General features: G+C 40.1%; 28 protein-coding genes and 1 riboswitch. Of the genes, 19 read left to right on the top strand and 9 right to left on the bottom strand.

Features of this window, described 5'->3' with window-relative positions; translation table 11 throughout:
• Nucleotide 1: 1 nt before the first annotated feature.
• The 4 genes from msrA to IAR63_RS11840 all read left to right on the top strand — a co-directional run bounded on the left by msrA (nucleotide 2) and on the right by IAR63_RS11840 (nucleotide 4,169).
• Nucleotides 2-667 carry a peptide-methionine (S)-S-oxide reductase MsrA gene (gene msrA / locus IAR63_RS11855; RefSeq protein WP_187705417.1) on the top strand — a complete coding sequence of 222 codons (666 nt, stop codon included), beginning with the start codon at nucleotides 2-4 and terminating at the stop codon, nucleotides 665-667.
• Between the two features lie 17 nt (nucleotides 668-684).
• Complete coding sequence (locus IAR63_RS11850) at nucleotides 685-2,226, top strand: DEAD/DEAH box helicase family protein (protein ID WP_187705416.1); 1,542 nt, start codon at nucleotides 685-687, stop codon at nucleotides 2,224-2,226.
• Complete coding sequence (locus tag IAR63_RS11845; protein WP_187705415.1) at nucleotides 2,213-3,433, top strand: DUF790 family protein; 1,221 nt, start codon at nucleotides 2,213-2,215, stop codon at nucleotides 3,431-3,433. The genes IAR63_RS11850 and IAR63_RS11845 overlap by 14 nt, the downstream gene beginning before the upstream one ends.
• Before the next feature lie 208 nt (nucleotides 3,434-3,641).
• The gene (locus tag IAR63_RS11840; protein WP_187705414.1) at nucleotides 3,642-4,169 is read left to right on the top strand and encodes a YdcF family protein; all 528 of its coding nucleotides are present in this window, start codon (nucleotides 3,642-3,644) and stop codon (nucleotides 4,167-4,169) included.
• 43 nt (nucleotides 4,170-4,212) lie between these two features.
• Here IAR63_RS11840 and IAR63_RS18450 read toward each other — a convergent pair whose 3' ends face one another.
• Nucleotides 4,213-4,497: a hypothetical protein gene (locus IAR63_RS18450; RefSeq protein ID WP_235678255.1), complete on the bottom strand. Its 285-nt coding sequence runs from the start codon at nucleotides 4,495-4,497 to the stop codon at nucleotides 4,213-4,215.
• A 532-nt stretch (nucleotides 4,498-5,029) separates the two neighbouring features.
• Here IAR63_RS18450 and IAR63_RS11830 point away from each other — a divergent pair.
• The 5 genes from IAR63_RS11830 (at nucleotide 5,030) to dprA (ending at nucleotide 7,978) form a co-directional block, all read left to right on the top strand.
• Complete coding sequence (locus IAR63_RS11830) at nucleotides 5,030-5,338, top strand: DUF3067 family protein (protein WP_187705412.1); 309 nt, start codon at nucleotides 5,030-5,032, stop codon at nucleotides 5,336-5,338.
• A 400-nt stretch (nucleotides 5,339-5,738) separates the two neighbouring features.
• Nucleotides 5,739-5,951, top strand: a complete 213-nt coding sequence (locus IAR63_RS11825) for a DUF2997 domain-containing protein (RefSeq protein WP_187705411.1) — start codon at nucleotides 5,739-5,741, stop codon at nucleotides 5,949-5,951.
• A 36-nt stretch (nucleotides 5,952-5,987) separates the two neighbouring features.
• On the top strand, nucleotides 5,988-6,374 hold the full coding sequence (locus IAR63_RS11820; protein WP_187705410.1) for a DUF1257 domain-containing protein: 387 nt from the start codon (nucleotides 5,988-5,990) through the stop codon (nucleotides 6,372-6,374).
• Nucleotides 6,374-6,820 (top strand): ferredoxin, encoded by a 447-nt coding sequence (locus IAR63_RS11815; protein ID WP_187705409.1) that lies wholly within the window; start codon nucleotides 6,374-6,376, stop codon nucleotides 6,818-6,820. Before IAR63_RS11820 ends, IAR63_RS11815 begins: the two co-directional genes overlap by 1 nt.
• Nucleotides 6,821-6,850: 30 nt before the next feature.
• Nucleotides 6,851-7,978 (top strand): DNA-processing protein DprA, encoded by a 1,128-nt coding sequence (dprA, locus tag IAR63_RS11810; RefSeq protein ID WP_235678254.1) that lies wholly within the window; start codon nucleotides 6,851-6,853, stop codon nucleotides 7,976-7,978.
• 10 nt (nucleotides 7,979-7,988) lie between these two features.
• Here dprA and psb28 read toward each other — a convergent pair whose 3' ends face one another.
• The 3 genes from psb28 to IAR63_RS11795 all read right to left on the bottom strand — a co-directional run bounded on the left by psb28 (nucleotide 7,989) and on the right by IAR63_RS11795 (nucleotide 10,780).
• Nucleotides 7,989-8,351, bottom strand: a complete 363-nt coding sequence (gene psb28 / locus IAR63_RS11805) for a photosystem II reaction center protein Psb28 (protein WP_057178961.1) — start codon at nucleotides 8,349-8,351, stop codon at nucleotides 7,989-7,991.
• A 9-nt stretch (nucleotides 8,352-8,360) separates the two neighbouring features.
• On the bottom strand, nucleotides 8,361-9,923 hold the full coding sequence (locus IAR63_RS11800; RefSeq protein ID WP_235678399.1) for a serine hydrolase: 1,563 nt from the start codon (nucleotides 9,921-9,923) through the stop codon (nucleotides 8,361-8,363).
• A gap of 119 nt (nucleotides 9,924-10,042) precedes the next feature.
• Nucleotides 10,043-10,780 carry an RNA methyltransferase gene (locus IAR63_RS11795; RefSeq protein WP_187705407.1) on the bottom strand — a complete coding sequence of 246 codons (738 nt, stop codon included), beginning with the start codon at nucleotides 10,778-10,780 and terminating at the stop codon, nucleotides 10,043-10,045.
• Nucleotides 10,781-10,938: 158 nt separating this feature from the next.
• Nucleotides 10,939-11,057: riboswitch (guanidine-I (ykkC/yxkD leader) on the top strand.
• A gap of 123 nt (nucleotides 11,058-11,180) precedes the next feature.
• On the opposite strand from IAR63_RS11795, the gene IAR63_RS11790 reads away from it, so the two are divergent.
• From IAR63_RS11790 to rimM, 9 genes are all read left to right on the top strand, one after another.
• On the top strand, nucleotides 11,181-12,353 hold the full coding sequence (locus IAR63_RS11790) for an agmatinase family protein (protein ID WP_040009335.1): 1,173 nt from the start codon (nucleotides 11,181-11,183) through the stop codon (nucleotides 12,351-12,353).
• An 18-nt stretch (nucleotides 12,354-12,371) separates the two neighbouring features.
• Complete coding sequence (gene hypA / locus IAR63_RS11785; RefSeq protein WP_197704917.1) at nucleotides 12,372-12,713, top strand: hydrogenase maturation nickel metallochaperone HypA; 342 nt, start codon at nucleotides 12,372-12,374, stop codon at nucleotides 12,711-12,713.
• 8 nt (nucleotides 12,714-12,721) lie between these two features.
• Entirely contained in the window at nucleotides 12,722-13,423 is a 702-nt protein-coding gene (hypB, locus tag IAR63_RS11780; RefSeq protein WP_187705406.1) for a hydrogenase nickel incorporation protein HypB, read from the top strand.
• The gene (locus IAR63_RS11775; RefSeq protein ID WP_187705405.1) at nucleotides 13,424-14,419 is read left to right on the top strand and encodes an ABC transporter substrate-binding protein; all 996 of its coding nucleotides are present in this window, start codon (nucleotides 13,424-13,426) and stop codon (nucleotides 14,417-14,419) included.
• A 51-nt stretch (nucleotides 14,420-14,470) separates the two neighbouring features.
• Nucleotides 14,471-15,262: an ABC transporter permease gene (locus tag IAR63_RS11770; RefSeq protein WP_187705404.1), complete on the top strand. Its 792-nt coding sequence runs from the start codon at nucleotides 14,471-14,473 to the stop codon at nucleotides 15,260-15,262.
• Nucleotides 15,263-15,311: 49 nt separating this feature from the next.
• Nucleotides 15,312-16,064, top strand: coding sequence for an ABC transporter ATP-binding protein (locus IAR63_RS11765; protein ID WP_187705403.1), 753 nt, complete (start codon nucleotides 15,312-15,314; stop codon nucleotides 16,062-16,064).
• 325 nt (nucleotides 16,065-16,389) lie between these two features.
• The gene (locus tag IAR63_RS11760; RefSeq protein ID WP_187705402.1) at nucleotides 16,390-18,036 is read left to right on the top strand and encodes a mechanosensitive ion channel family protein; all 1,647 of its coding nucleotides are present in this window, start codon (nucleotides 16,390-16,392) and stop codon (nucleotides 18,034-18,036) included.
• 151 nt (nucleotides 18,037-18,187) lie between these two features.
• The gene (locus IAR63_RS11755) at nucleotides 18,188-19,456 is read left to right on the top strand and encodes a valine--pyruvate transaminase (protein WP_187707454.1); all 1,269 of its coding nucleotides are present in this window, start codon (nucleotides 18,188-18,190) and stop codon (nucleotides 19,454-19,456) included.
• 22 nt (nucleotides 19,457-19,478) lie between these two features.
• The gene (rimM, locus tag IAR63_RS11750; RefSeq protein ID WP_187705401.1) at nucleotides 19,479-20,114 is read left to right on the top strand and encodes a ribosome maturation factor RimM; all 636 of its coding nucleotides are present in this window, start codon (nucleotides 19,479-19,481) and stop codon (nucleotides 20,112-20,114) included.
• Between the two features lies 1 nt (nucleotide 20,115).
• On the opposite strand, the gene IAR63_RS11745 is transcribed toward rimM, so the two are convergent.
• Together IAR63_RS11745 and IAR63_RS11740 are read right to left on the bottom strand one after the other, a co-directional pair.
• The gene (locus IAR63_RS11745) at nucleotides 20,116-21,015 is read right to left on the bottom strand and encodes a S1 RNA-binding domain-containing protein (RefSeq protein ID WP_187705400.1); all 900 of its coding nucleotides are present in this window, start codon (nucleotides 21,013-21,015) and stop codon (nucleotides 20,116-20,118) included.
• A gap of 70 nt (nucleotides 21,016-21,085) precedes the next feature.
• The gene (locus tag IAR63_RS11740; RefSeq protein ID WP_187705399.1) at nucleotides 21,086-21,850 is read right to left on the bottom strand and encodes a dienelactone hydrolase family protein; all 765 of its coding nucleotides are present in this window, start codon (nucleotides 21,848-21,850) and stop codon (nucleotides 21,086-21,088) included.
• Between the two features lie 160 nt (nucleotides 21,851-22,010).
• Between IAR63_RS11740 and IAR63_RS11735 the strand changes: the two genes are divergently transcribed.
• On the top strand, nucleotides 22,011-22,997 hold the full coding sequence (locus IAR63_RS11735; protein WP_057178971.1) for a GntR family transcriptional regulator: 987 nt from the start codon (nucleotides 22,011-22,013) through the stop codon (nucleotides 22,995-22,997).
• 26 nt (nucleotides 22,998-23,023) lie between these two features.
• Here IAR63_RS11735 and IAR63_RS11730 read toward each other — a convergent pair whose 3' ends face one another.
• Genes IAR63_RS11730 through IAR63_RS11720 form a run of 3 tightly spaced genes read right to left on the bottom strand, consistent with a single transcriptional unit; the run spans nucleotide 23,024 to nucleotide 24,889 of the window.
• Nucleotides 23,024-23,944, bottom strand: coding sequence for an NAD(+) kinase (locus IAR63_RS11730; protein ID WP_187705398.1), 921 nt, complete (start codon nucleotides 23,942-23,944; stop codon nucleotides 23,024-23,026).
• 6 nt (nucleotides 23,945-23,950) lie between these two features.
• Nucleotides 23,951-24,256 (bottom strand): NADH-quinone oxidoreductase subunit NuoK, encoded by a 306-nt coding sequence (nuoK, locus tag IAR63_RS11725; protein WP_006277812.1) that lies wholly within the window; start codon nucleotides 24,254-24,256, stop codon nucleotides 23,951-23,953.
• Nucleotides 24,257-24,280: 24 nt separating this feature from the next.
• Complete coding sequence (locus IAR63_RS11720; RefSeq protein WP_187705397.1) at nucleotides 24,281-24,889, bottom strand: NADH-quinone oxidoreductase subunit J; 609 nt, start codon at nucleotides 24,887-24,889, stop codon at nucleotides 24,281-24,283.
• Between the last annotated feature and the right edge of the window lie 29 nt (nucleotides 24,890-24,918).

The following is a 24,918-nucleotide window of genomic DNA, read 5'->3' as shown; positions in this document are numbered from 1 at the left end:
AATGGGACTATTTGGATTTAATAAAAAAGTAGCAATGCCAACACCTGACCAAGCTTTGCCAGGTCGCCAACAAAAAATGCCCGTACCTGCAACCCATTACGTCAATAATAACCCCTTACAACCTCCCTTTCCTCCAGAAATGGAAACTGCCATGTTTGGTCTGGGTTGTTTTTGGGGTGCTGAACGTAAATTTTGGCAACAACAGGGAGTCTATAGCACTGCTGTGGGGTATGCTGCTGGCTATACCCCTAATCCTACCTATAGGGAGGTGTGCACGGGAATGACTGGTCACAATGAAGTGGTATTTGTGGTCTTCAACCCAAAAATCATCACCTATTCCCAATTATTAAAGGTCTTTTGGGAAAGTCATGACCCCACCCAGGGAATGCGTCAAGGTAATGATGTGGGTACTCAATACCGCTCTGGAATTTATTCATATTCCCCAGAACAAAAACAACTAGCAGAATCATCTATGAATGCTTACCAACAGGCTTTAACAAATGCAGGATATGGCAAAATCACCACAGAGATTTTAGATGCACCCGAGTTCTATTATGCTGAAGATTATCATCAACAATATTTGGCTAAGAATCCCGGTGGGTATTGCGGTTTAGGCGGTACTAATGTCTCCTGTCCAGTTAGCGTTTTTTCCACCTCAGTCAGTTAAGCGGGAGAACTATTGAGATGGGTTCAACCCCCATTTTAACATTTGACCGGGGTACATTGATTTTACACCCTCCTCCCCGTAGTAAGTCCTGGATATACTTTGCCACCTGGGATGACAGAATCGAAAAGTTCCGCATCCCAGCTATTAAATACCGCTGTTTAGTGGAAACTCTAGAAGCTGATGATACTGATTTTATAGATGAGGCTAAAAAGTTTTATCCCTTAGAGTTGGTTCCCAGTGTGCAGATGATTCCCTACCCCCATCAAACCCAGGCCCTGGTGGCTTGGAAATTGGCTGGTAGACAGGGTCTGGTGGTGCTACCAACAGCAGCTGGGAAAACCTACCTGGCCCAAATGGCTATGGAAGCAACTCCACGCAGTACCCTCATTGTTGTTCCTACCCTAGACTTGATGCACCAGTGGTATGCGCATTTAAAAGCAGCCTTCCCTGATGCGGAGTTAGGTTTGCTGGGAGGAGGTTCACGAGACAAAACGGCAATTTTAGTCGCTACCTATGATAGTGCAGCTATTTACGCTGAAAGTCTCGGTGATAAATATGGTTTAATTATTTTTGATGAATGTCATCATCTACCTACTGATTTTAATCGGGTAATTGCTGAATATGCGATCGCTCCCTATAGATTAGGACTTTCTGCGACACCAGAGCGTCCAGATGGTAAACATGTGGATTTGGATTTTTTGATTGGAAAAGAGGTTTATCGTCAGCAGGTGGAGGATCTAGCAGGTAAGGTACTAGCAGATCATGAAATCATCCAAATTAAGATTAAACTTTCACCAACGGAACGAGAAAAATATAATCGGTTAATTCAAACTCGCAATGATTTTTTAAAGCATTCCCGAATTTCTTTACGTAGTTTACAAGGATGGCAAACTTTTGTACAGGTCAGTGGGCGATCGCAGGACGGACGTAGAGCTATGTTAGCGCATCGACAAGCAAAAGAGATTGCTTTGGGAACGGAGGGGAAAATGAGAGTTTTAGCTGACCTACTGAGTGATCACTATCCAGAAATGGTGTTGATTTTTACAGCTGATAACACCATGGTTTATCGTATTTCCCGGGAGTTGTTAATTCCTGCAATTACCCATCAAACCCCAGTTAAAGAAAGACACGAAATTCTCACCAAATTTAAGCAAGGAATATATAATACCCTGGTAGCTTCCCATGTTTTAAACGAGGGGGTAGATGTTCCTGCTGCTGGGGTGGCTATTATTCTTTCTGGTACTGGTTCTATCAGGGAATATACTCAGAGGTTAGGAAGAATTCTAAGGAAAGGAAATCAAGAAAATAAACGGGCGATTTTATATGAAGTCATAGCAGAAGATACTAGTGAAGAAGGAACATCAATCAGAAGAAAGGGATTAAGAGGTATGGAAACCCCTTTTGGAAATAGACCAGAGGAGAAAAGCAAAAAAGGTGAATTAGGCATTGTGTATGGGGATAATCAAGAACCGGAACCAAAAGTTGCCCAACCGGTAGAAATTAACTACTCGACCAAGAAATCAACGAAATCAAAGCATCAAAAAGATGTTACCGACTGAACTACTGATTCATTGTCAAACTGGAGAAGAAATCATTCCCAAGAGACTGAAACTGGATGATAAACATTTAGCCATAGCAAATGATTTAATTAACTTTTTTCAAGATGCTCTAGGAAAAACCCAAGGATATTTGGAAAGACAACTTATAAATTTTGAGGGTGAGACCACAGACTATAGAATGAAACGCGGTTTAGGCCACATCCTCAAAAGTAGTTTTTGCACTTTTGAAATTATCAGTCCCCTAGAACCACAAATGTTAAGGGAAAAGGTATTCACCCTAGCAGCTCAATCAGTTGCTAGTCTCCAAAACACCGAGATAATTTTTAGCCAAATTGCTACCAATCTTAGTCAAGAACTGGAAAGGGAAATTTTACCAATTCAGATTGCTGAAGGTCTTTATGCTGATCTCTTGGAAAATAGAATCCTCACCGCATTTGATGCTCCTAAACCAGAAGATCTATTACACCGTTATAACTTATCCCAGGTGCAAGGTATTTTCTATAAAGCCACCCAATTAATCTTAAATGCTCACCGTAATGTACCAAGAGAATATAAACTATTATTTCGATATCTAAAATTATTTCAGTTAATGGCCTATATTGAGGGTGACGCGAACCATGGTTTTACTATCACCATTGATGGTCCAACAAGTTTATTTACCTCCAGTACGCGATACGGATTATCCATTGCTAAAATGATTCCAGCTTTACTCCATGTAACTAAATGGAGTTTATCGACCACTTTGCAAATAAAAGACCTACATACACAGGAATGGAAAACCGGTAGATTTACCCTAAATTCTGAATGTGGTCTAATCTCCCATTATCCCCAAGGTAAACCATACGACAGCTTGTTAGACCAGTCCTTCGCTGATAAATGGGATGCTATGAAAAGTGGTTGGTTTTTAGAAAGAGAAGTAGATTTAATTCCCATCCCTGGAAGTGTAATCATACCAGACTTTCGTCTTGTGCATCCCGATGGAAGGAGTTTTTTGTTAGAAGTTGTTGGTTATTGGCGACCAGAATATTTAAAAAAGAAATTTGCTCAGGTGAAAAGAGCAAATTGTCACAACCTAATTCTGGCAATTTCTGAAAAGTTGAACCTGGAAAAATCCGGGGTGAAGTTGGATAATGTTCCTGCCAAAATTATTTGGTTTAAGGAAAAATTATTACCCAAAGCGGTTTTAGCACTAATGGAAGAGGTTTAATCCATTTCTGGAAATATGGCTATACGTGGGTGGGCGGAATTAAATATAAGATCTACTTATGTAAAAAACGCTAAGTAGAGACTGGATAAGTCGTTTTTAAAAAAATAGTGATTTTCGTCCTTACCAAAAATTCTCTTGACGAAATACAATTGGGGTGGAATTTACACACCGGAAAAAGCCATTGTTTAAAGGTAAATCTTTGCCCATTATGTTCTTTATTCTGCCAATTTTTATCTGGTGGGGATACAGAGAAGTGCAGAACCAATTTTCAATCCCACAAGCTGTTTTGGTTTTGGGTGGTTCTAGTAAGCGTTTAGAGCGAGAGAGGTTTGCTGCCAATTTTGCTAAAAAACACCCCAACATACCAATATGGATTACTGGTGGGAGTCCACCTGACCATACAAAAAAGGTGTTTGCAAAAGCTGGAGTTAATTTAAGTCGTTTACATTTAGATTATGAAGCAGTAGACACGGTGACTAACTTTACTACTATAGTAGATGATTTACAAGACAAAAAGATTAAAAGTGTTTATTTAATTACATCCGATTTTCACATGCGTCGCGCTCGTGTAGTTGGCGAAATTATTTTGGGCACTAGAGATATTAGTCTTAAACCAATATCTGTTCCTTCTAAAACAGATTCAGAACCAATAGAAAAGGTTATTCGTGATGTATTTCGCGCTGTTGTGTGGGTTGGTACCGGTTATACGGGAGCAGAAGGTGAAAACACTAAATAGGTCTTGTATAAACTCAGCTACAAGCTATTTTGTTATTTTGTTTTTATTTGTCACCAAGTTTTGTTTTCTTAAACAACTCAAAATTCTTCCTGTACCTGAAAATGTACTCAATCAGTAAATCAGTCAACTCAACTATCTGTTGAGCATCATTCTGATTAAAGTTTATGTCCACTTCGTGGGACAAATCCTGTAGTCTTAAATTACTGGCCCAGTTATAAAGATGGTGATTAATAATTTCTTGCTGTCTCATTATTTCCAGCTTTTCTTTCAGAGAATTACCCTCAATTTTATGCTCCTCACATATAGAATCTATAGTTTTTATACACATGGCTACACATGCTGAAAATGCCTTGGCATTTAGACACAAGAAAGCTTCTTGAAATGATTTTCTTATGTATGTAGGTACTCTATATATGCTACTAGTATTTGATATTGGATATAAAGTTTTTACTTGAGCATACTCAAAATCATTATAAGACTCTGATCCATTACAATATTCCTTACAAGTGAGAAAAGGTTGAAAGCATTGAGGACATTTAAGAAATGTAAACTCATTATAGGTTGTAACTGTTCCACCCCAAGAATTAAAGATAGGGTGATCATCCTGAACTTCCATCTTATAACTGTTTACCTTTTCAGCATTTACATAAGACCCACAAGTTAAACAATTTAATTTGGATGACAATTGGGATAACATATAACCTCAAAATGATTTACAGCACACGAACAATTTATTATTCATCTCATTATTTCCATTCTGGATCAAGTGTGGTATTTGGCATTTTCTAGTATCTTGTACCACTAAAAATAGTAAAATGGTACGGACGATCTCCAGATAGTTGATTAAGGAGTATTTAAAAATGACAGGAAGTGAATTGCGTCAGATGTTAGTGAATAAGTGGGGATACTCTTATGATGTTCAGTTTCGTCGCACCCAGGGCAAAATCTTTCTCCAAATTATGTGGAAGTATGTGGAACAAGCTTCTTTTCCTTTGAGCGAGTCCGAATATCAAGAACATTTGAACACTATTGCTAACTACCTTAATGCTTTAGGGGGAACAAGTCAAGTAGAAAACTTTATCGTCCAAACTAAGGAGCGACCTCGACTAGGTAAGGCTATTAGTATTCCCATTGAACTAGGCGATCGCGCATCCGAATGGATAATATAGTGATAAGCTATAGCTATTTAATAAGCATAATCACCCAAACCCAATAATAACCAATAATAATAATAAGAATTTCCAATCAAGTTTAGGATTTTTTCAGAATTTCTTGTTGGTTACATAATAGCTGAAAGCTAGATGTTGATTAATGTCTGGCGATTTTAGACTTAGAAATCACCAAGTTGGTTTTACCTTGACTAATGGCTCATATTAAGGGAAACTAAACCAGGACGAGTGTAAACACTAGTTCAATTAATAATTTTTGTAAAGATTCTGCAATATATCTTTTCCCGATATGGAACATTAGTTAACAAATGGTTAGGTTATTTCTAAAGTTCCTGACCGAAAACTAACCCTGCTCCAGTACGAAAAGTTCAAGGATACAATTCGAGGTTGGCTAGAAAAAATGGAAACATTAGAATTCATCATTTATCCAGATGGGAGAGTACAGGAGAAAGTCACTGGTGTCATTGGCGCTTCTTGTGCGGAGGTAACAGCAGCTATAGAAGCACAACTGGGACGAGTGCTCAATCGGGAGTCAACCTCAGAATATTTCACCCCTAATCACCTCCAGGAATCTGGAACGGTGAATACCCAAGCCACCTTTAGTGAGTGGTAGCTTTATCAACTATATTTTCATTGATTAAAAACCGATATGTCACACTTTAGCCAAATTAAAACTCAAATCCGTAATCTAGAATCCTTAAAGGACGCCCTTTCCGATTTAGGAATAGATTGGAAATCCGGTTCTAGGGAGGTGCGCGGTTATCGTGGCCAAACCCATACCGCCGAAGTCACTATTGAACAAGACAATGGTTATGACATCGGTTTTAAGTGGAATGGTCAAGAATATGAGCTGGTAGCAGACCTTCAATACTGGCAACAGAATTTATCAGTGGATGGGTTTTTGCGCCAGATTACCCAGCGTTATGCTTACCAAACAGTGATGAAAGAAACTGCTAAAGTGGGTTTTCAAATTAGCCAAGAGCAGAAGAATGCTGATGGTTCCATTAGTTTAGTATTACAACGTTGGAGTGCGTAATGTCTGAATTGCAGCCGTTCTCAGAAGATTTAAGTAATAATCTTTCCGGTTTAGAGCCAGAACTAGGTGGTCTTTTGCGGGATCAACCAGAAACATCTGGATTTGAACCGGAACTAGGCGGTCTGCTGCGACAAAAGGGGGTTTATGTAGATGAAATCACCTGTATAGGATGTAAGCACTGCGCCCATGTTGCTAGGAACACTTTTTATATTGAACCGGATTATGGACGTTCCCGGGTGGTGCGTCAGGATGGGGATATAGAAGAGGTCATACAAGAGGCCATAGACACTTGTCCGGTGGACTGTATTCACTGGGTTGATTATACAGAGCTGAAAAATTTAGAAGCGGATCGTAAATACCAGGTGATTCCGGTTGCGGGTTATCCGGTGGATCATGGGGTTGCTGTTACGGAAAAAAGACGCAAAAAGCAAAGACTAAACAAGTAAAGTGTCAAAAATTAGGTCTTTTTACTAAAAATGTCTACTATTACTGAAGATCGTCAATACTGGTTAGCATGGTCAAAAATTGCCGGGGTTGGACCAATACTACTACAAAGATTACAACAACACTTTGGTAATTTAGAGAATGCTTGGAAATCGAGTCCTGCAGAGTTAGGAAAAATAGAGGGTGTTGGTTTTCACATTTTGCAAAAAATAGTTCAGTATAGAGGCAAAATTAATCCAGAGAAACTGCTTATTGAACATGAAAAAATCAACCCCCATTTTTGGACACCAGCAGATGTGGAATATCCAAAATTGCTAAGAGAAATTTCCACGCCTCCCCCCATATTGTATTATAGGGGAGAGTTTGATCTGGAGGAAAATAGAGGTAGAAAACCGCTGGTAGGAATTGTTGGTACTCGAAAGCCTACAGAATATGGCAGAAAATGGACCCGTCACATTAGCACTGTTTTAGCCCAAAATGGTTTCACCATTGTTTCAGGTATGGCTGATGGAATAGACGCTGAAAGTCATAGTGCAGCGATTAAAGCTGGGGGTAGAACCATAGCAGTGGTAGGAACGGGTGTAGATGTGATTTATCCATATAAGAATAAGGACTTATATAGGCAAATTCTGAGATCTGGGATAGTCATGAGTGAACATCCGACTAAGACCTCACCCAACCGCACTCATTTTCCCCGTCGCAATCGGATCATTGCGGGTTTGTCCCGTGCGGTTTTAGTCATGGAAGCGGGAAACAAGTCTGGTGCTCTGATCACTGCTACCTATGCTAACGAATTTTCTCGGGATATTTATGCTTTACCAGGAAGAGTGGATGATGAACCTTCTCAGGGTTGTTTAAAGCTAATTAGTCAGGGTGCGGGATTAATTAGTCAGGAATTAAATGAATTATTGACAATGTTAGGTGCTATTCCTAAGATACATATTGATACCCCTGCTGTTAAATCCGATCCCTTTCTTGGTAATTTGGAGCCAGAATTACAACAGGTAATGAATATTCTTACAGTGGATGCTTTACCGTTTGATATGATTGTGGAAAAGGCTAAGATGGGATCTGGTTTGGTTTCCGGTTGTTTATTGCAATTGGAATTGATGGGTTTAGTTTCCCAACTTCCTGGAATGCGATATCAGAAGTTCTATTAATTGCCAACTCCTAATTCTCCGCATATTCCATACCATTAGCATCAGCATAACGGTGTAAAAAACGCATAATTCTATCAAAACCTTCGCCAGGATCAACTACAAATTTACAATCAACTCTTTTTAATTCATCCCCTTCATCCCCACCGAAAATAAATTTAGTTCCCGAAGGGGTAACCCGAATTTCTCCTTCTTCGTCAATTAATAATAGGGAGTTCAATGACTGTTTAGTAAAACTGTTAAATCCTGATATGGCTTTCAATTGCTCAAATTGTAGAACAACAATCAATTTACCAGTCCTGACTTCTCGACGTAAACTTACATTACTCATTTCTTCAAATAAACCCGCAAAAAATTGAATTGATGGAGATGTCATAATTCCCTGTTAGTTCCGATGAGATTGTGGTGGATAATATGGGGGATTATTCAGAGGAGACTGATAATTTCCCAGGGGTACATTGTTGATTGTAGCATTAGGAATATTTGAATTGCCACCTTGAGGTTGGAGAAATGGTTGAGTAAATGGTTGAAGTTGGGGAACTGGGGTGGAAGAATTATTTAACGGTTGATTGTTTGATGGTTGATTATTGGTAGAACCATCAGGGGGTAAATTACTCTGACTTAAATAAGAATAAGTTGCCTCAGATATGGAATTGATTAACTTTGCTGCAGCAGGTTCATTATGAGGACGTTTCACCATAATACTAGCAATGTAACGCTTACCCGTAGGAACATCAATCAAACCAGCATCCGCTAGCATTGTCCCAATATCACCCGTTTTATGATATGCTGTCGCTCCTTCCCCTAAACCAGCAGGTAATAAATCATCCCTTTGGGTACGTCGCATAATATCTAACATCAAATCACGCGATCGCATGGATATTAATTCACCCTGATTAACTTTGGCAATTAAGTTTGCCAACTCTTTAGGAGAGGTAGTATTAGTACCCTCTAAATCTGGTAATGGACTTTGAATGGCAGTATTTACTAGTCCCCAACTACGAAAACGGGCGTTTAATAACTCTTTCCCTCCCAATTTACTAATCAGCATATTTGTAGCAGTGTTGTCACTGATAGTCATCATTTTGGTAGCTACTTCAATGGATTTCAGCTTAGTACCTACAGGCATAGTTCTTAAATTACCAGAACCTCCTGCTACCATTTCTTGCTCCATAGTTAAGATTTCATCGAGACGAATTTTGCCCCTATCAACATCTTCTAAAAAAGCCACTAGAACTGGTATCTTAATGGTACTAGCTGCGGGGAAATTCTTGTTCCCACTAACATCCACATATCCACCGGAATCTATATCCACTATAAACACACCGGGGATGAGATTGGGGTTAGCTGCTGATAGGTTTTCGATAGTGGTTTTCAGGGGGGTAATTTCCCTAGATATGACCAGTCCGGAATTATTAATGGAAGACTGGGGAGAAGAACTTGGGGTTACAGGTGGATTAATGGAGTTAGTGGTAATTCGATTGGCCGGGTCTAGCACTGATAATAGGGTGCCCACAATTGCACCCAAACCCACACCCACAATTAACAGTCGCAAGGCATACAAAATAATATTAGCTGCTGGTTTTAACCTTGCCTTTCGGGATGGATAGGCATATTTTTGGGGGTGTCCTTGCTTGGGGACACGCAGGGTTTTGACCTTGGGGTTACTCCCTGTCATTTTGCCAGATAGCTTATTTCCAGGTCTGGGAGTGGGCCTGACAGTACTGGACACTACCAAACGTTGTGATCGCCTTGTTTGATCAGTTTCATTTGGTCTATGATTTCTAGGAGAACTTACGGGTAATATTTTCACGTCTTGTTGATTATTTGGACCCGTAGGTTGGAGAGGTGGTTTTGATTGTGTCCTTTGGGTAGTTTTTGCAGTTGTCTTTTGTGTATGGTGACGACGACGAATCTTGGGAGATTGGTCCCCGGACACAGTTATCATTTTGTCGCTAGGTTTTGACACTGCTACTCCTTAAAATTGCCCACTTGTTTACTAAATATAAACCAAATTTATTATAGTTCCCTTATTTTAGATCCTCATTTCCGAACATGTAACATTTTTCAATAATTTTTAATTGCCCATTGTACCTGTTTTAAAATACCCCTGAGCATAGCCACTTCCGTGGTTGTTAGCTCACTGCGATTGTACAAATGGCGGAACTTTTCCATCCGACTAGACGCTGTGTGGGGGTAAAGATAACCGATAGATAGCAGTAAAGATTCCAACTCTTGGTAGTAAGATTCAAGCACATCCAAGGTAGCAATATCTCTGGTGGAAATTTTCCCTGTTTCCATAGTGATTAGAGATTGTGATAATTCATAACAACAGATAGATACTGCTGTAGCCAAATTTAAGGAGGTATATTCCGGACTAGTGGGGATAAACACTAGTTTTTGGGCATAATTAATTTCCTGATTAGTTAAACCTCGGTCTTCCCTACCAAAAATCAAACCTGCTGGTTTTTCTGACCCTGCTAATAACCAGGGTAAAGCATGACGAGGACTTTCTATGGGTAACTCCCCATTATAATCCCTACCTATAGTAGCAATAGCGCGATCGCATCCAGCTAGTGCTGTGGTTAAATTATCCACTATTTGGGCGTTTTCTAATATTTCTGGAGCATGAACTGCCATTCTTAGGGATTCTAAGGAAGTAGGGTCACACTGAGGATTGACTAAAATCAAATCACATAACCCGAAGTTTTTCATTACCCTAGCTATAGAACCTAAATTTAAACATCCCGCAGGTTCAACTAAAATGACTTTGATTTTTTCTAGAACTGACCTTTCTGTTTCCATATATGAAAATTGTTGACGGTTTTTTCTGAAAATTCCCGATAATTCTGTAGTTTTATATACAGTTTACTACTACTAACATGTTATGATCACAACTAAATGTACAATAAGTTCAGCTCGCACGTGGTGTTTTGAACTATATTGTTAGGTGAGAAAAATCAACAAATAGCCTCTAGGGTTCCGGTTTGTTTAATTACCAAACAAAATGCAGGTCCGAGAGAGGCAAGTTACTTTCTAGCATTAGACAGTAACTACACGGAGGGAAAAAAGCCCGGGAGAAGTGAATGGCAGTCATGGCACTGTATTTGCTCTCCTGGGCTTTGTGGTTTTTAAGCCATATCCAATCCCAATGCAAATTCTAGGTCTAGAAATTAAAATCCAAAATTCTCAATCTAATGATATTATGAACGAATTCCAACCGCCCATACCCGAAAGTGAAGCGCAACAAGCCTTAGAACTAGAAAGACAACTACCACTAACTGGTTGGCAGCAAGAAGTTTCTCGCAGTTTAGAGTTAGGACTAGAAGCAGCAGCAAGCATTAATGACCGGACTATTTCCACATTTGCTCGTGGTGAACTACCTCATTATGCTGGAATTAATACTTTTTTGAAGGCCCCCTATTTAGAAGATATCTGGAAAGTAGGAGAATATGACGTAGCCATTGTGGGGGTTCCCCATGACTCTGGAACCACTTACCGTCCTGGAACTAGATTTGGACCTCAGGGAATCCGCCGGATTTCCGCTTTATATACCCCCTATAACTTTGAATTAGGGATAGATCTAAGGGAGCAAATTACTCTATGTGATGTAGGGGATATTTTTACCATCCCTGCTAATAATGAGAAGTCATTCGACCAGATATCTAAAGGAATTGCCCACATTTTTAGTTCCGGTGCATTTCCCATTATTATGGGCGGTGATCACTCTATTGGCTACCCAACTGTTAGAGGTATTTGCCGACATTTGGGAGATAAAAAAATGGGTATTATTCATTTTGATCGCCATGTGGATACACAAGAGACAGACTTAGACGAAAGGATGCACACTTGTCCATGGTTCCATGCCACCAATATGAAAAATGCCCCTGCCCAAAATCTAGTTCAATTGGGAATTGGTGGATGGCAAGTACCACGTCAGGGGGTAAAAATTTGTCGCCAAAGGTCTACTAATATTCTCACAATCACTGACATTGTTGAAAAGGGACTGGATTATGCGGTGGAATTTGCCCTAGAAAGAGCTTTAGATGGTACAGATTGTGTTTATATCAGTTTTGATATTGACTGTATTGATGCTGGATTTGTTCCGGGAACTGGTTGGCCAGAACCAGGTGGTTTTATGCCTCGGGAAGCACTTTATATTCTAGGTAAAATTGTTCAGCGCGCCCCAATTTGTGGACTAGAAGTAGTAGAAGTGTCGCCTCCTTACGATATTAGTGACATTACTTCACTTATGGCCACTCGTGTTATTTGTGACACCATGGGACATTTAATTAAATCTGGTCAATTACCAAGAAAAGATAAACCCGCTTACATTGAAATGGAAGCACGACAAGAATCGATAGTGGATTGGAGTTAAACCTTGCATGAAACTGACATGACCAAGGCATTGATTATCACTATTAAACAATGGTGGGAATCCCAGCCTAGTTGTCCGCGTATTTCCGCAATTCACCTGATGATTGGTAAGTTCACCTGTGTGGAACCTGGGAGTTTGCAATTTACCTTTCAAGTACAAACACGTAACACATTTTTGGATGGAGTAAAATTAGTAATCAAGGAAATTCCCTTAATTGCCTTTTGTCATCCCTGTCAATTAGAGTATCTTCCGGAAATTGGTCAGCAATATAGCTGTCCGCGTTGTTATCATCCCATGGAGGATATTCGCTCGGGTAGGGAACTAAAAATAGAGCGGATTGAATATAGTTTAGAAGAGTAGAGAGGATTATGCACCAAACCCATAGTGCTGCATTGGAAATTAATTTACTTCATGCTAACCAAGAAGGAGCAGATCACAATCGTTCCCACTTCAACAGTTGGGGTATCACTTGTCTAAATATTATGAGCAGTCCGGGAGCAGGTAAAACCACTCTATTGGAAAGAACCTTATCTGTTTTAACAAGCGAGTTGAAAATTGCAGTGATTGAAGGAGATATGAACACAGAACTAGATGCCAACCGCTTACGTCAATATGGTATTCCGGTAATTGCAATTAATACAGGTCGTTCTTGTCACTTAGATTCCCAAATGGTAGCTGGTGGAATTCATCAACTAGAAAACAAACATAATCCAACTGAACTAGATTTAGTCTTGGTGGAAAATGTGGGCAATTTAGTATGTCCAGCTGAATTTGAAGTTGGTGAACACTTTAAAGTTGCTTTATTAAGCATCACAGAGGGAGAAGATAAACCTCTTAAGTATCCAATTATGTTTCAAGCAGCAGACTGTTTGTTAATTACCAAGATAGACTTATCGCCCTATTTAGACACTGATATTAATCACATTGTAGCCAATGTCCGACAGATGAATCCGGGAGTTAAAATTATTCCTTTCTCAGCTAAAACAGATGAGGGACTGGATACTTGGTGTGATTGGGTGAAAACCCAGGTTAAGTCAAATTACCATTTAGATATAAAAGGTACTAAATAAATGCGAAAATCACTTTCCCTATGCACACTATTTGTACTTAGCTTATTGCTAGCAATTAGTTGTACACCTTATGGTGGAGATAGTAGAGAAATTCAGGTAGGTTTTAGTGTATGGCCTGGATGGCTACCATGGCAAATAGCTGCAAACGAAAACCTATTTACTGCCAATAATATACAGGTAAATCTCAAGTGGTTTGATGGTTATTTAGACTCAATTAATGCCTTAAATTCTGGGAAATTGGATGCCAATAGCCAAACCCTCAATGATACTATTAGCTCCGTAGCAGCAGGATCAGATCAAGTGATTGTCTTAGTAAACGATAATTCCACTGGCAATGATAAGATTATTGTTCGAGAAGGTATTAACACCATTGCGGATTTGAAGGGAAAAAAAGTAGCAGTGGAAGAGGGAACTGTTGACCATTTCTTATTACTTCTGGGCATGAAAAAGGCTGGATTGACCTCAAATGATATTATTTTGCAACCCTTGGAAACCGGTGCAGCATCCGCAGCATTTGTTGCTGGTCAGGTTGATGCTGTTGGTGTGTTTGCACCCTTTACTAATAAAGCTTTAGAACGTCCTGGTAGTAAAGAATTGTTCAGTTCGCGAGATTTTCCTGGAGCGATTCCCGATCATCTGGTAGTGACCCGCCAATTAATTAAAGAACGTCCTCAAGATGTGCAAGCTCTAGTTAATACTTGGTTTGAGACCCTAGACTACATCAAAGCTAATCCAGAAAAAAGCAATGAAATCATGGCAAAAAGAGCTGGAGTCACTGTTGATGAATACAAAAAATACGCCGAGGGAACTAAAATTTTTAGTGTTGAGGATAATCTTCAAGCTTTTAGTTCTACTAGCAATATAGTGTCATTGAAATATACAGCTCAGGAAATTGCTAAATTTATCGTTGAGGCAAAACTTGCTAAAAAAGTGCCTGACCTTAGTCAAATATTTGATGATCGTTTTGTCAAAGCCTACGCTGCCAAGCAAAAATAGGTAGAGATAATATACTAGTATACCAAAAACTCATAAACAATCAAAGGATTAATGAGAAAAAATAATTCTCCCGCCGTTTCCTGGGGTATTGGTGATAATTCAACCTGGTTGTTCATGATTTTATCAATCACTATTCCGGTTTTTATTTGGTTGGTCGTTTCCAACTCTGGTTTAGTTAAATCATTGTTTTTGCCAACCCCTCAAGCAGTTCTTTCTGCTTTACAAAAACTGTGGGCAACCGGTGACCTGCAAACAGATATTGGATTTAGTTTATTACGGGTTTTAGGTGGGTTTTTATTAGCTGCTGTTATCTCTATCCCTTTGGGCGTATTAATGGGGAGTTTTCCGGTAGTTCGAGCTTTATTGGAGCCTGCTATTAGTATTTTTCGCTACATGCCTGCACCCGCGTTTATTCCCCTGCTAATTTTGTATTTCGGTTTAGGAGAAACACCAAAAATACTGTTGATATTTATTGGTACAGTGTTCTTTAACACTCTGATGATTATGGACGCGGTAAAGTTTGTTTCTCGAGAATTGATTGAGACTTCTTATACATTAGGTGGTCAACACCATCAGATTTTATTGCAAGTGATTTTGCCTTTTATTGTGCCGAATATCATTGATGCTTGTCGAGTTAATATGGCAGCTTCTTGGAATTTGGTGATCGTAGCAGAGTTGGTAGCTGCAACGGATGGACTGGGTAGGCGCATTAGCGTAGCTCAAAGATTCCTTAAAACAGATGAGATTTTTGCTGGGTTGATTGTCATTGGTGTGATTGGTGTGGTTATTGACATTTTTCTGGTTATGTTACATCGTATAGTCTGTAAATGGGCTCATAATTAGCAGAAAATACATTGAGTTTAACTATATCAAGATATCAAGTTTCAAAGTTATGCATTTACAGGTCTGTCAACTACATAAACAATTTAAAACTAGACGCGGCACTCTCAATGCTCTAGAAAACATTAACCTACATATTGACCAAGGAGAGTTTGTTTGTGCTGTAGGTGCTTCTGGTTCTGGTAAAACAACCCTGCTACGCTTGATTTCTGGACTGGATACACCAACTGCTGGTGAAATTTTGGTTGATGGTGTTCCTGTTAAAGGACCTGGGAGGGAACGAGGTTTAGTCTTTCAAAGTTATACCCTTTATCCCTGGATGAATGTCGCTGATAACGTCGGTTTCGGACTGAAACTACAAGGTATTCCCCCCATCAAACGCAAACAATCGATTTCTTACTATTTAGAAGTAGTTGGTTTAAGTGAATTTGCTCAAGCTTTACCTAGGCAATTATCAGGGGGAATGAAACAAAGAGTAGCCATTGCCCGCGCATTAGCATCACAACCAAAAATACTATTAATGGATGAACCATTTGGAGCTTTGGACGTGCAAACCAAAGAATCAATGCAGAAATTTTTACGTCAGATTTGGCAACAAACTGGAACCACAATTTTGATGATTACCCACGATGTGGAGGAGGCAATTTTCCTTTCCCAACGTATTTATGTGCTAACTTCCCGTCCTGGCAAAATTCGCCAGGAAATTAATATTGTTTTACCAGAAAAGGAATATGACCAAGTCAAGCAAAGTTGGGAATTTCAAAATTACAAACGTTTGATTTTCAACTTATTAAGTGGTTATTGAGTGGTATTAAACTCATAATAAAATGCCGTGCATGTTTTTGGATAACTGGGTGGGTGGAATTAAATATAAGATGAACGTAGGTTGGATTGAAGTATGAAACCCAACGCCCGCGCGGGTTTCGTTCCTCAACCCACCCTACAAATAATTGTGCCTCCCTACTTAACCACACATTTAGTGTCAGGAAAAAATTAGAAAGTCTTAATTTTCGATCAATATTCCCTTGAATGATCATAGTATTATAGGTTCCAGGGATTACATCCACCTTGCTCACAAGGCAAACTGATATAGATATATAGATGAAACTCACCAAACAAAGTAATCAAGAATGACTCACATTTCAACAGTGTTACCATCTTCTGCACTGACAAACTATCTATTAGGCGAGCTTTTCATCCCGCCAACAGGTGCACAATTGACTAAGTTCATTTTAACTTTGGGTTTGTGTGCGGGAATTTCCGTAGCAATTTATCTGGGACTTTTTTATGTCCTGCGACCTATTGTCCGTAAGTTAGAAAAAGATACATGGATTCTCGTTCTCGGTCTTTCTCAAGCTCCTCTGTCCGCAGTTTTGGTATTGTCTAGTCTCAAAATTTCCCTAGTCAATTTTAGCAGTTCCGGGGAAATCATTGAATGGATCCAAAAATTTGCTACAGCTTTTCTCATAGCCGCATTTACCTATTGGATTACTCAGATACTCACTGAATTGGTGGTTGTCTACTTAAAATCCTATGCTAGACAAACTGAAGCGGTTTGGGATGATGTTTTAGTACCCCTTTTGAAGAATTTCATCCCAGTTCTGACTTATATTATTGGCTTCTCCCTATTTTTTACCGTTCTGGGTGTAGACCTATCGGGAATAGGATTAGCCTTGGGTAGTATTACCTTGGTATTAGGTTTAGCAGTCAGGGACATTTTAAGCAATTTTTTCAGTGGTCTGGTCTTGCTAATTGACACACCATTTGAATTCGGAGATGTGATTGTTTTTGATGGTTCCCTGGCAATTATCAAGGAAATCGGTATTCGAGTTACCAAATTGTATCTGATTGAAGAGCATTGCGAAAAGTATGTACCTAATGCTACTCTAAGCAATCAGAGTATTACTAACTTGAGTCGTCCTACAACCCACTATGCTTATAAAATTCCCGTGTCTGTGAGAATTGATGCCGATTCTGCTTTAGCAACCAATATCTTGAAGGAAATTGTGATTGGACATCCAGACACCATAGCCAATTTTGATGATAAGCTAAGATACTTGGATTCATTTTATGGATTGAAGGAAGCTCAGGATAACAAACCTTCTAAAAAAGAAGCGGGGCGGAACCGTCTAGAATTAGACAGAGAAATTAGCCTACAGTTGAAAAAGATTGGTGCTGCATTTGAAACACTGCTGGAAGAAATTAAGGTTCTGGAAAGAGGTGGTTTAGAGTCACAGGAATTAATAGTTCTCCAAAAAACTTACATGGATATTTTGGAACTGGTGGGTATGGTAATTGTAACAGAGCGCAAGGGTAAACGACAGCGCTCTAGGTTAGAAGAGGAATCTAGCCAAAAAACAAACCTCATTTCTTTAGTCAGAATCTGGTATCGCACTTGGTTAGAAGATCCAGATTTAGTTATGGAAGACCGTCAGATCTTACCTGATGAATGGGAGCAGAAAATTGACCTGCTCAAACTTAAACTGAATAAACTATTTCAGATCATTTCTAATCCAGGAGTTAAGGAAACTCGATTGGACAATTATGTGGAAAACTTTGCCGAATGGCTAGAATCCAGCTTTAAGGAGTCTTCTACAGCTTGGAAGGAACCACAAGTACAAATCACCAATATTCAGGGATCTTCCATGGAATTTGCTGTCAGGTTCTACGTTGATAATATTCAGCTGGAACATTGGCGACGTGGTGAACGGGTTAAAAATGAAGTACGCCGAGAAATGATTCGACGATTAAGATTAGCTCATATTTACACTGGCTAACTGTCAATTTTTTCGGTCTCCACTCCTGGTGCTTTAACAGCATAATCAGGGTGGAGCTTTGTTTTTAATGTTAAACTAGCTGGGATGTGATATGGTTATACCATATTACATCCTACAACCCCTAAAATTTGTAACTGTTGTAACAACTATGATCAAACCTGCCCTAACTAAAATTGGCGCTCAAATGTCTAACTTAACTGGCGTTAGAGCAATTATGAAAGATATAAATGAAACACTCAGAGCAAATCAAGGGCAGGTATTATATAATCTCAGTGCTGGCAATCCCTTGATACTACCAGAAGTAGAGCAATTATGGCGAGACTGCACAGCAGATTTACTGTCCAGTGCGGAGTATGGGGAGGTTGTCTGTCGCTATGGTTCTTCTCAGGGTTACGCGCCCTTTATTGCTGCTATCGTTAAGGATTTCAATCAGCGTTATGGCTTGCAGTTAACAGAACGTAATATTTTAGTCACGGCTGGTAGTCAAACTATTTACTTCTATGCAGCTAATGCTTACGGTGGATATACTGAGGAGTGCAAATTGAAAAAAATTGTTTTGCCCCTCAGTCCAGATTATACAGGATATGGTGGTGTGAGTATCTGTCCAGAATCTTTAATTGCCTATAAACCAGCTCTGGATGTTGATGGTGTAAATCATCGTTTTAAATACCGTCCTGATTTTACCCAGCTTTCTATTACTCAGGAAACAGGTTGTGTGATTTTTTCTCGTCCCTGTAACCCCACAGGTAATGTGTTGAGCAATGAAGAGGTGGAAAAAATTGCCGCCCTGGCCACGCCCCATGATGTACCAGTCTTCATAGATTCCGCCTATGCGCCCCCTTTCCCAGCTTTGAATTTTACCGAGATGAAACCCGTATTTGGCGAAAATATTATCCACTGTATCAGTTTATCAAAAGCTGGGTTGCCAGGAGAAAGAATTGGGGTGGCTATCGGTGAGGAAAAATTATTACAGGTTTTAGAGTGTTTTCAAACTAATGCTGGTATTCATTCTTCTAGATATGGTCAGGCGATCGCCACCCGTGCCATAGAATCGGGGGCCTTGGCAAATATTGCGGAAACTGTGATTAGACCATTTTATCAGCATAAATTTGATGTATTGGAAAGCACTTTAGATGCGGTAATGCCCAAGGATTTACCATGGTTTTTACATCGGGGCGAGGGAGCGATTTTTGCCTGGTTATGGCTACAGGAATTACCCATTAGTGACTGGGAATTTTACCAACAGTTAAAGAAAGTTGGTGTGATAGTTGTACCAGGTAGTAGTTTCTTTCCCGGGTTAGAGGAGAATTGGGAACACAAACATCAATGTCTACGCATTAGTTTGACAGGTACTGATGAGGAAATTAGTATTGGTATGCAGCGTTTGGCGAAGATTGCCCAAGAGGTTTATCATCAATAGTGTTCAGACTAAATGAATCACAATGAAGCGGGAAAATAAAAACAGAAAACAAGAAATTGGAGATCAAAAAAAGGGGGAAACAAATCAGAGTTTCCCATTCCCCAACCTAGATGATTGGATCGAGATTGGTAAAATCGTTGCACCTCAAGGGTTAACTGGGGAAATGCGGGTTTATCCCCAGACTGATTTTCCAGAAAGGTTTGAAGAACCGGGGACTCGCTGGTTATTGCTCCCGGGAGAACCATCACCTCAACCGGTACAGTTATTACATGGTCGGTATGTAGAAGGCAAAAATCTATATGTAATTAAATTGCATGGTATAGGCGATCGCACTGCTGCAGAAAACCTGAGGGAGGGTAGACTATTTGTACCAATAAGCGATCGCCCGGAATTAGGTCCAGGAGAGTTTCACGTTATAGACTTGATAGGACTACCTGTATTTATGCAAGAATCTGGGGAGAGGATAGGGGATGTGACGGATATATTACCTTCTGGACACGACTTATTGGAGGTAAAATGTGATCCATCTTGGAATAAAAACTTAGGGGGAAAGACGGTTTTAATTCCCTTTGTGATGGAAATTGTCCCCGTGGTAGATTTAGCCAATAGACGGATTGAAATTACTCCTCCCCCTGGTTTATTGTCAATCAATGAATGAGCTATTCGGGACTGCTATTGACCCTATTAGCGCGAGCATCAGCAGAATTCATAACTTCTGCTAAATTTTCCAACACCTCACCGGGATAGTTTTCCAATTTTCTGGTAGAAATAGCAACTCTCCCCTTACTTTCATCTATATCAATAACAATACCCTTAATTTCCTGACCGATTTGGAAGACCTTTTCCAAAGACTCAGTAAATTTCTGACTAACTTGCTTGATATGGAGTAGGGCGCTCACCCCGTCCAAATCAACAAACACACCAAATGGCTTAATCCCAGTGACCTTACCAGTGACCAACTGATCAGTCTGTAATAAACTGAGGTTACTGGAACGAGTTGCCAATCGTTGAGAAAGAATTAGCTTCTTGTTAGCGCGGTTTACCTCTAAAAAACCAACAGTAAGGGTTTGTCCCTTGAGAGCTTCTAGATTTTCCCGTTCCAGCAAGTGGGATTTGGGGATAAAACCGCGTAGGGAAAGAACCTCCACATTCACACCACCCTTATTCACACCAATAACTCTTACGGGGATGCTTTGGGAATTTTCTTGCATTTGAGCAACTTTTTCCCAAATGTGCTGAATTTCCAGCTGTCTACGGGAAATAGTAACTTGACCTTCCGCATCTTGCTCACGAACAATCAAAAACTCCATCTCCTCATTTAGGGGAAGAATTTCCGATAAATCCGTGACTGTTCTCAAAGAAGCTTCATCTCGGGGAAGGAATGCTGATGATTTACCGCCAATATCAACATAGGCTCCGTCATGGTCAAGTTGAAATACTTTACCGCGTACAATTTGTCCTTTTTGAAATTGGTAATCGTGTTTTTCTAAAGCCTTAGCAAAATCATCCATGGAAAAAGATGAGGTAGCTATTTGAGAAGATTCGGATGGAGAAGTCATGATTTTTGAAGATGAGGGCAAGATATTTAATGGATTAATGGTAGACAATTTCCAGATAGTTTGTTATTGATCAATCATTAGTTGTCACCAGTAGGCTAAACAGTTGTTGAACTTGTTCCCAAGCTTCAGCAGCAGCTTTAACATTATAACTGGCGCGGTGATCGCAAAAAAATCCGTGATTAGCTCCATCGTAGCGAAAGATCCGATGGGGAACGCGGTGTTTTTTTAAAGTATCCTCAATTTCATCTACCTGTTCCTGGGGTATACTAGCATCTTCCATGCCAAAAAACAGATAAATAGTGCCAGAAATTTCCGATGTACGGAGTAGAGTAGGGTGATTACCTCCGGGGGTGCGGGTAGGGATTCCAGCCCCATAAAAGGAGGCTGTAGCCTTAATATCCGGGAGAGTTGCTGCTAAATAGGCTACATGTCCCCCAAAGCAAAATCCTATACAACCAAAATTAGCTGGTTGCACGTTCTCCAAGGTTTTGAGATAATTAATGCTGGCTCCTATATCACCCAGTAGCTCTGTAGCTTTAGTTTGTGACCAAGCATATTTTCTACCGATCTCAATTTCATCTGGGCTGTATCCTGCTTCAAATCCTGGTGCTTGGCGTTGAAAAAGAGCAGGGGCGATGGCCACATACCCTAACCTGGCAATTCGTTCAGTGACATCGCGAATATGTTCATTTACGCCAAATATCTCTTGCAAAACCACAATTCCTGGATAGATACCAGTTGCTACGGGTTCTGCCAAATAACCATCTATGGAACCGTCTAGACCGTGAATTTGAACTTTTTTGGCATTTATCGCTCGAGGATAATTTTCCGTCATGATCAAAAAAATATAAGGGAATGCAAAAAGTAGATGAATTGATTTGAAGAATATTCTAACTAAGTTCTGACATTGCTATCTTAAACAAGTAACAGATAGAAAGTAGATATACAAAGTTCAAGACTGTTAACAACAGCTACAGTCATCAGGAGAATTGGTAATGATTCAATTCCGTATTCAGCCAGACAGTGAAATTCCCGCTTCTAGTCAATTATTTAATCAAATTCGCTTTGCGATCGCCTGTGGACAGTATGGTTCTGGTTACAAACTACCCAGCACCAGAGCCTTAGCTATACAAACGGGACTGCACCGCAATACAATTAGCAAAGTGTATCGTCAATTGGAGGAAGAAGGATTTGTCGAGAGTTTAGCAGGTTCAGGAATTTATGTTCGGGTTCAAGGCCACGAAACTGGTAGTCGTTTACAACTACCAATTTTGCAACAATATCCCCAAGCATTTAAATCCATCCAACAAACCCTAGACGAACTACTCAATCAAGGTTGTTCCCTCAATCAAGCTAGAGAGCTATTCTTAGCTGAGGTAGATTGGCGTCTGCGATGCAGTGCTAGGGTTTTGGTAGCAGTACCATTACAGGATATTGGGGTTGGACAATTAATGGTTGACGAATTGGAAGAGTCCCTAGAAATTCCCGTAGAGCTAGTGGCCATGGAAGAATTGGCCGCAGTCCTAGAAGAAACTACCTCCGCTACCTTGGTGACAAGTAGATACTTTATAGGGGATGTGGAAGCAATTGCTGCTCCCAAAGCAGTGCGTGTTATTCCTCTTGATATTCATGACTATAATAAAGAACTAAATGTAGTTAAAAACCTCCCTAGATCCAGTTGTGTCGGTATAGTTAGTCTTAGTCCCGGTATTCTAAGAGCTACAGAAGTAATACTACATGGGTTACGTGGTGATGATTTACTAGTCATGACCGCCCAACCCAAGGATGCTTATAAGTTAAATGCGATCGCCAAGCGATGCGAGGTGATTTTTTGTACTGACGCCACAAGTCATTCTGGTGTACAAACGGTAGTACAGGGCATAGCAGAAGATATCATTCGCCCTCCCAAACTAATTCGCTGTGCAAATTATATTGCTCTACAATCAGTGAATTTACTACAGAGGGAATTGGGATTAATTTAGAGCTTTTTCCAAATGTTTTTCCCCATCTAATTACGATGGTTATTAGAGTAGTGAACCCTAGTACCAGCCCAAAGTAACTTCTCCCGCAGGGTCTGATAATAAGAATTATTGGCCCGCAAGATAATAAACTTAGCCCGACAGTCAGTCATGCGCACATCCACACGATGACCGGGCCAAATAGAAGTGGATAAGACTCCATCCATCCACAACTTTGTGCTTAAATCATAATCACCTAGGGGCCAAACACTGACCACGGAACCAGGTGGTAACACTAAGGGACGACTGGAAAGACTCATAGGACAAATGGGGGTAACGGTAATAGCCTCCATGCCATCGTGCATAATTGGACCATTGGCAGAAACCGTATAACCAGTAGACCCAGTGGGGGTAGAAACAATTAATCCATCTCCCACATACTGATCAACCACTTCTCCATCAATTTCCATTTCTAGAATTGAGGTTATCATCCTATCCGCAGAAGCGGGTTTAATACAAAACTCATTTAATGCGAGGAATTTTTCAGTCACCGGTTCCAGATTAATCCTAGGTCCCTCATAAACAGCTGCTTGTAACATCATCCGTCTTTGTAGGGCATAGCGATCCTCTAATAGTCGATCCCAAACTTGTTCCGGTTCCTGAAACTCATCCGTGGACTCAGTTAAAAACCCCAGATGACCACCCACATTTACCCCTAAAATGGGGATACCAGCTGGAGCCAAATGTCTAGCACTAGTTAAAACTGTGCCATCTCCACCCAATACTAGAGCCAGGTCAATAGGTTGGGTGGCGGAGGCTAAAAATACGGGATAGGGGTTATCTTTAGGTCCACTTGGTCCAACCAAAACTTGACAATGACGCTTCTCTAGTTGTTTTGCACAGAGTTCTGCCCAACGTTTACTTTGAGAGTCCCGTGCTTTGTAAGCAATGATTACCTGCTTGAGTTGCACGCAATGTTACCACTTGAGTAGGTTAAACTGCTCCATATCAACGGTATTACGGTTACGGTAAATAGTTAAAACTATTGCTAAACCTACCGCTGCTTCTGCAGCTGCTACGGTAATCACAAAAACTGTGAATACCTGGCCTTTAATTAAAGTTGAATCCAGGAAATTGGAAAATGCCATTAAATTTAGATTCACGGCATTTAACAACAATTCAATGGACATAAGTACCCGAACGGCGTTACGACTGGTAATTAAGCCATAAATGCCAATACAAAACAAAGCTGCTGCAAGTAGTAAAAAGTATTGAAGTTGCATGATTGACCAATTGCTGATGGAAATTTATTCCTGATTACCAGTAGTAGATACCAATTCTCTGGGACGCTCTGGCAAGGTGAGGATGGTTTGTGGTAGCTCAGATGGGGTAACCTGATCTGGTAGGTATTCCCGTCGAGCTAGAATAATTGCCCCCACCATGGCTATCAATAATAAGATTGAAGCCAATTCAAAGGGTAGCAGGAAGTCACTAAATAGGTGAACACCTATTACAACTACGGAATTTTGGGTTGCTGGTGGTGTGGTGGTGTTACCCCAGGGTGTTGCTAACACCATGGCGCTTAAAAGGGCAAATAGTCCCAAGCTAACCACACCTGTGACTATTTTTCGTAAACCAGCACTAGGTAGGGCGGCAAAGTCTTGACGCTTGTTTACTAACATAATAGCAAACAATATGAGGACGTTAATAGCCCCTACATATATCAACACCTGGGCTGCTGCCACAAAATCGCCATTGAGCAATAGGTATAGTCCAGCCATGCTGATAAACACACCACCTAGCAAAAAAGCAGAATAAACAATATTAGAGAACAGCACTACACCCAGTGCTGCACCAATCATCATTGCACCCAATATGCCAAATGAAACCGATTGTACTCCTTCGCCTAAATTCACTGTTTTCGATCCTTTTGATATTTGACAAA

This window comes from Cylindrospermopsis curvispora GIHE-G1 (genome assembly GCF_014489415.1).
Taxonomy (GTDB): domain Bacteria; phylum Cyanobacteriota; class Cyanobacteriia; order Cyanobacteriales; family Nostocaceae; genus Raphidiopsis; species Raphidiopsis curvispora_A.
Note: the sequence above shows the minus strand (reverse complement) of the source record. Positions and strands in the feature narration are given on the sequence as shown.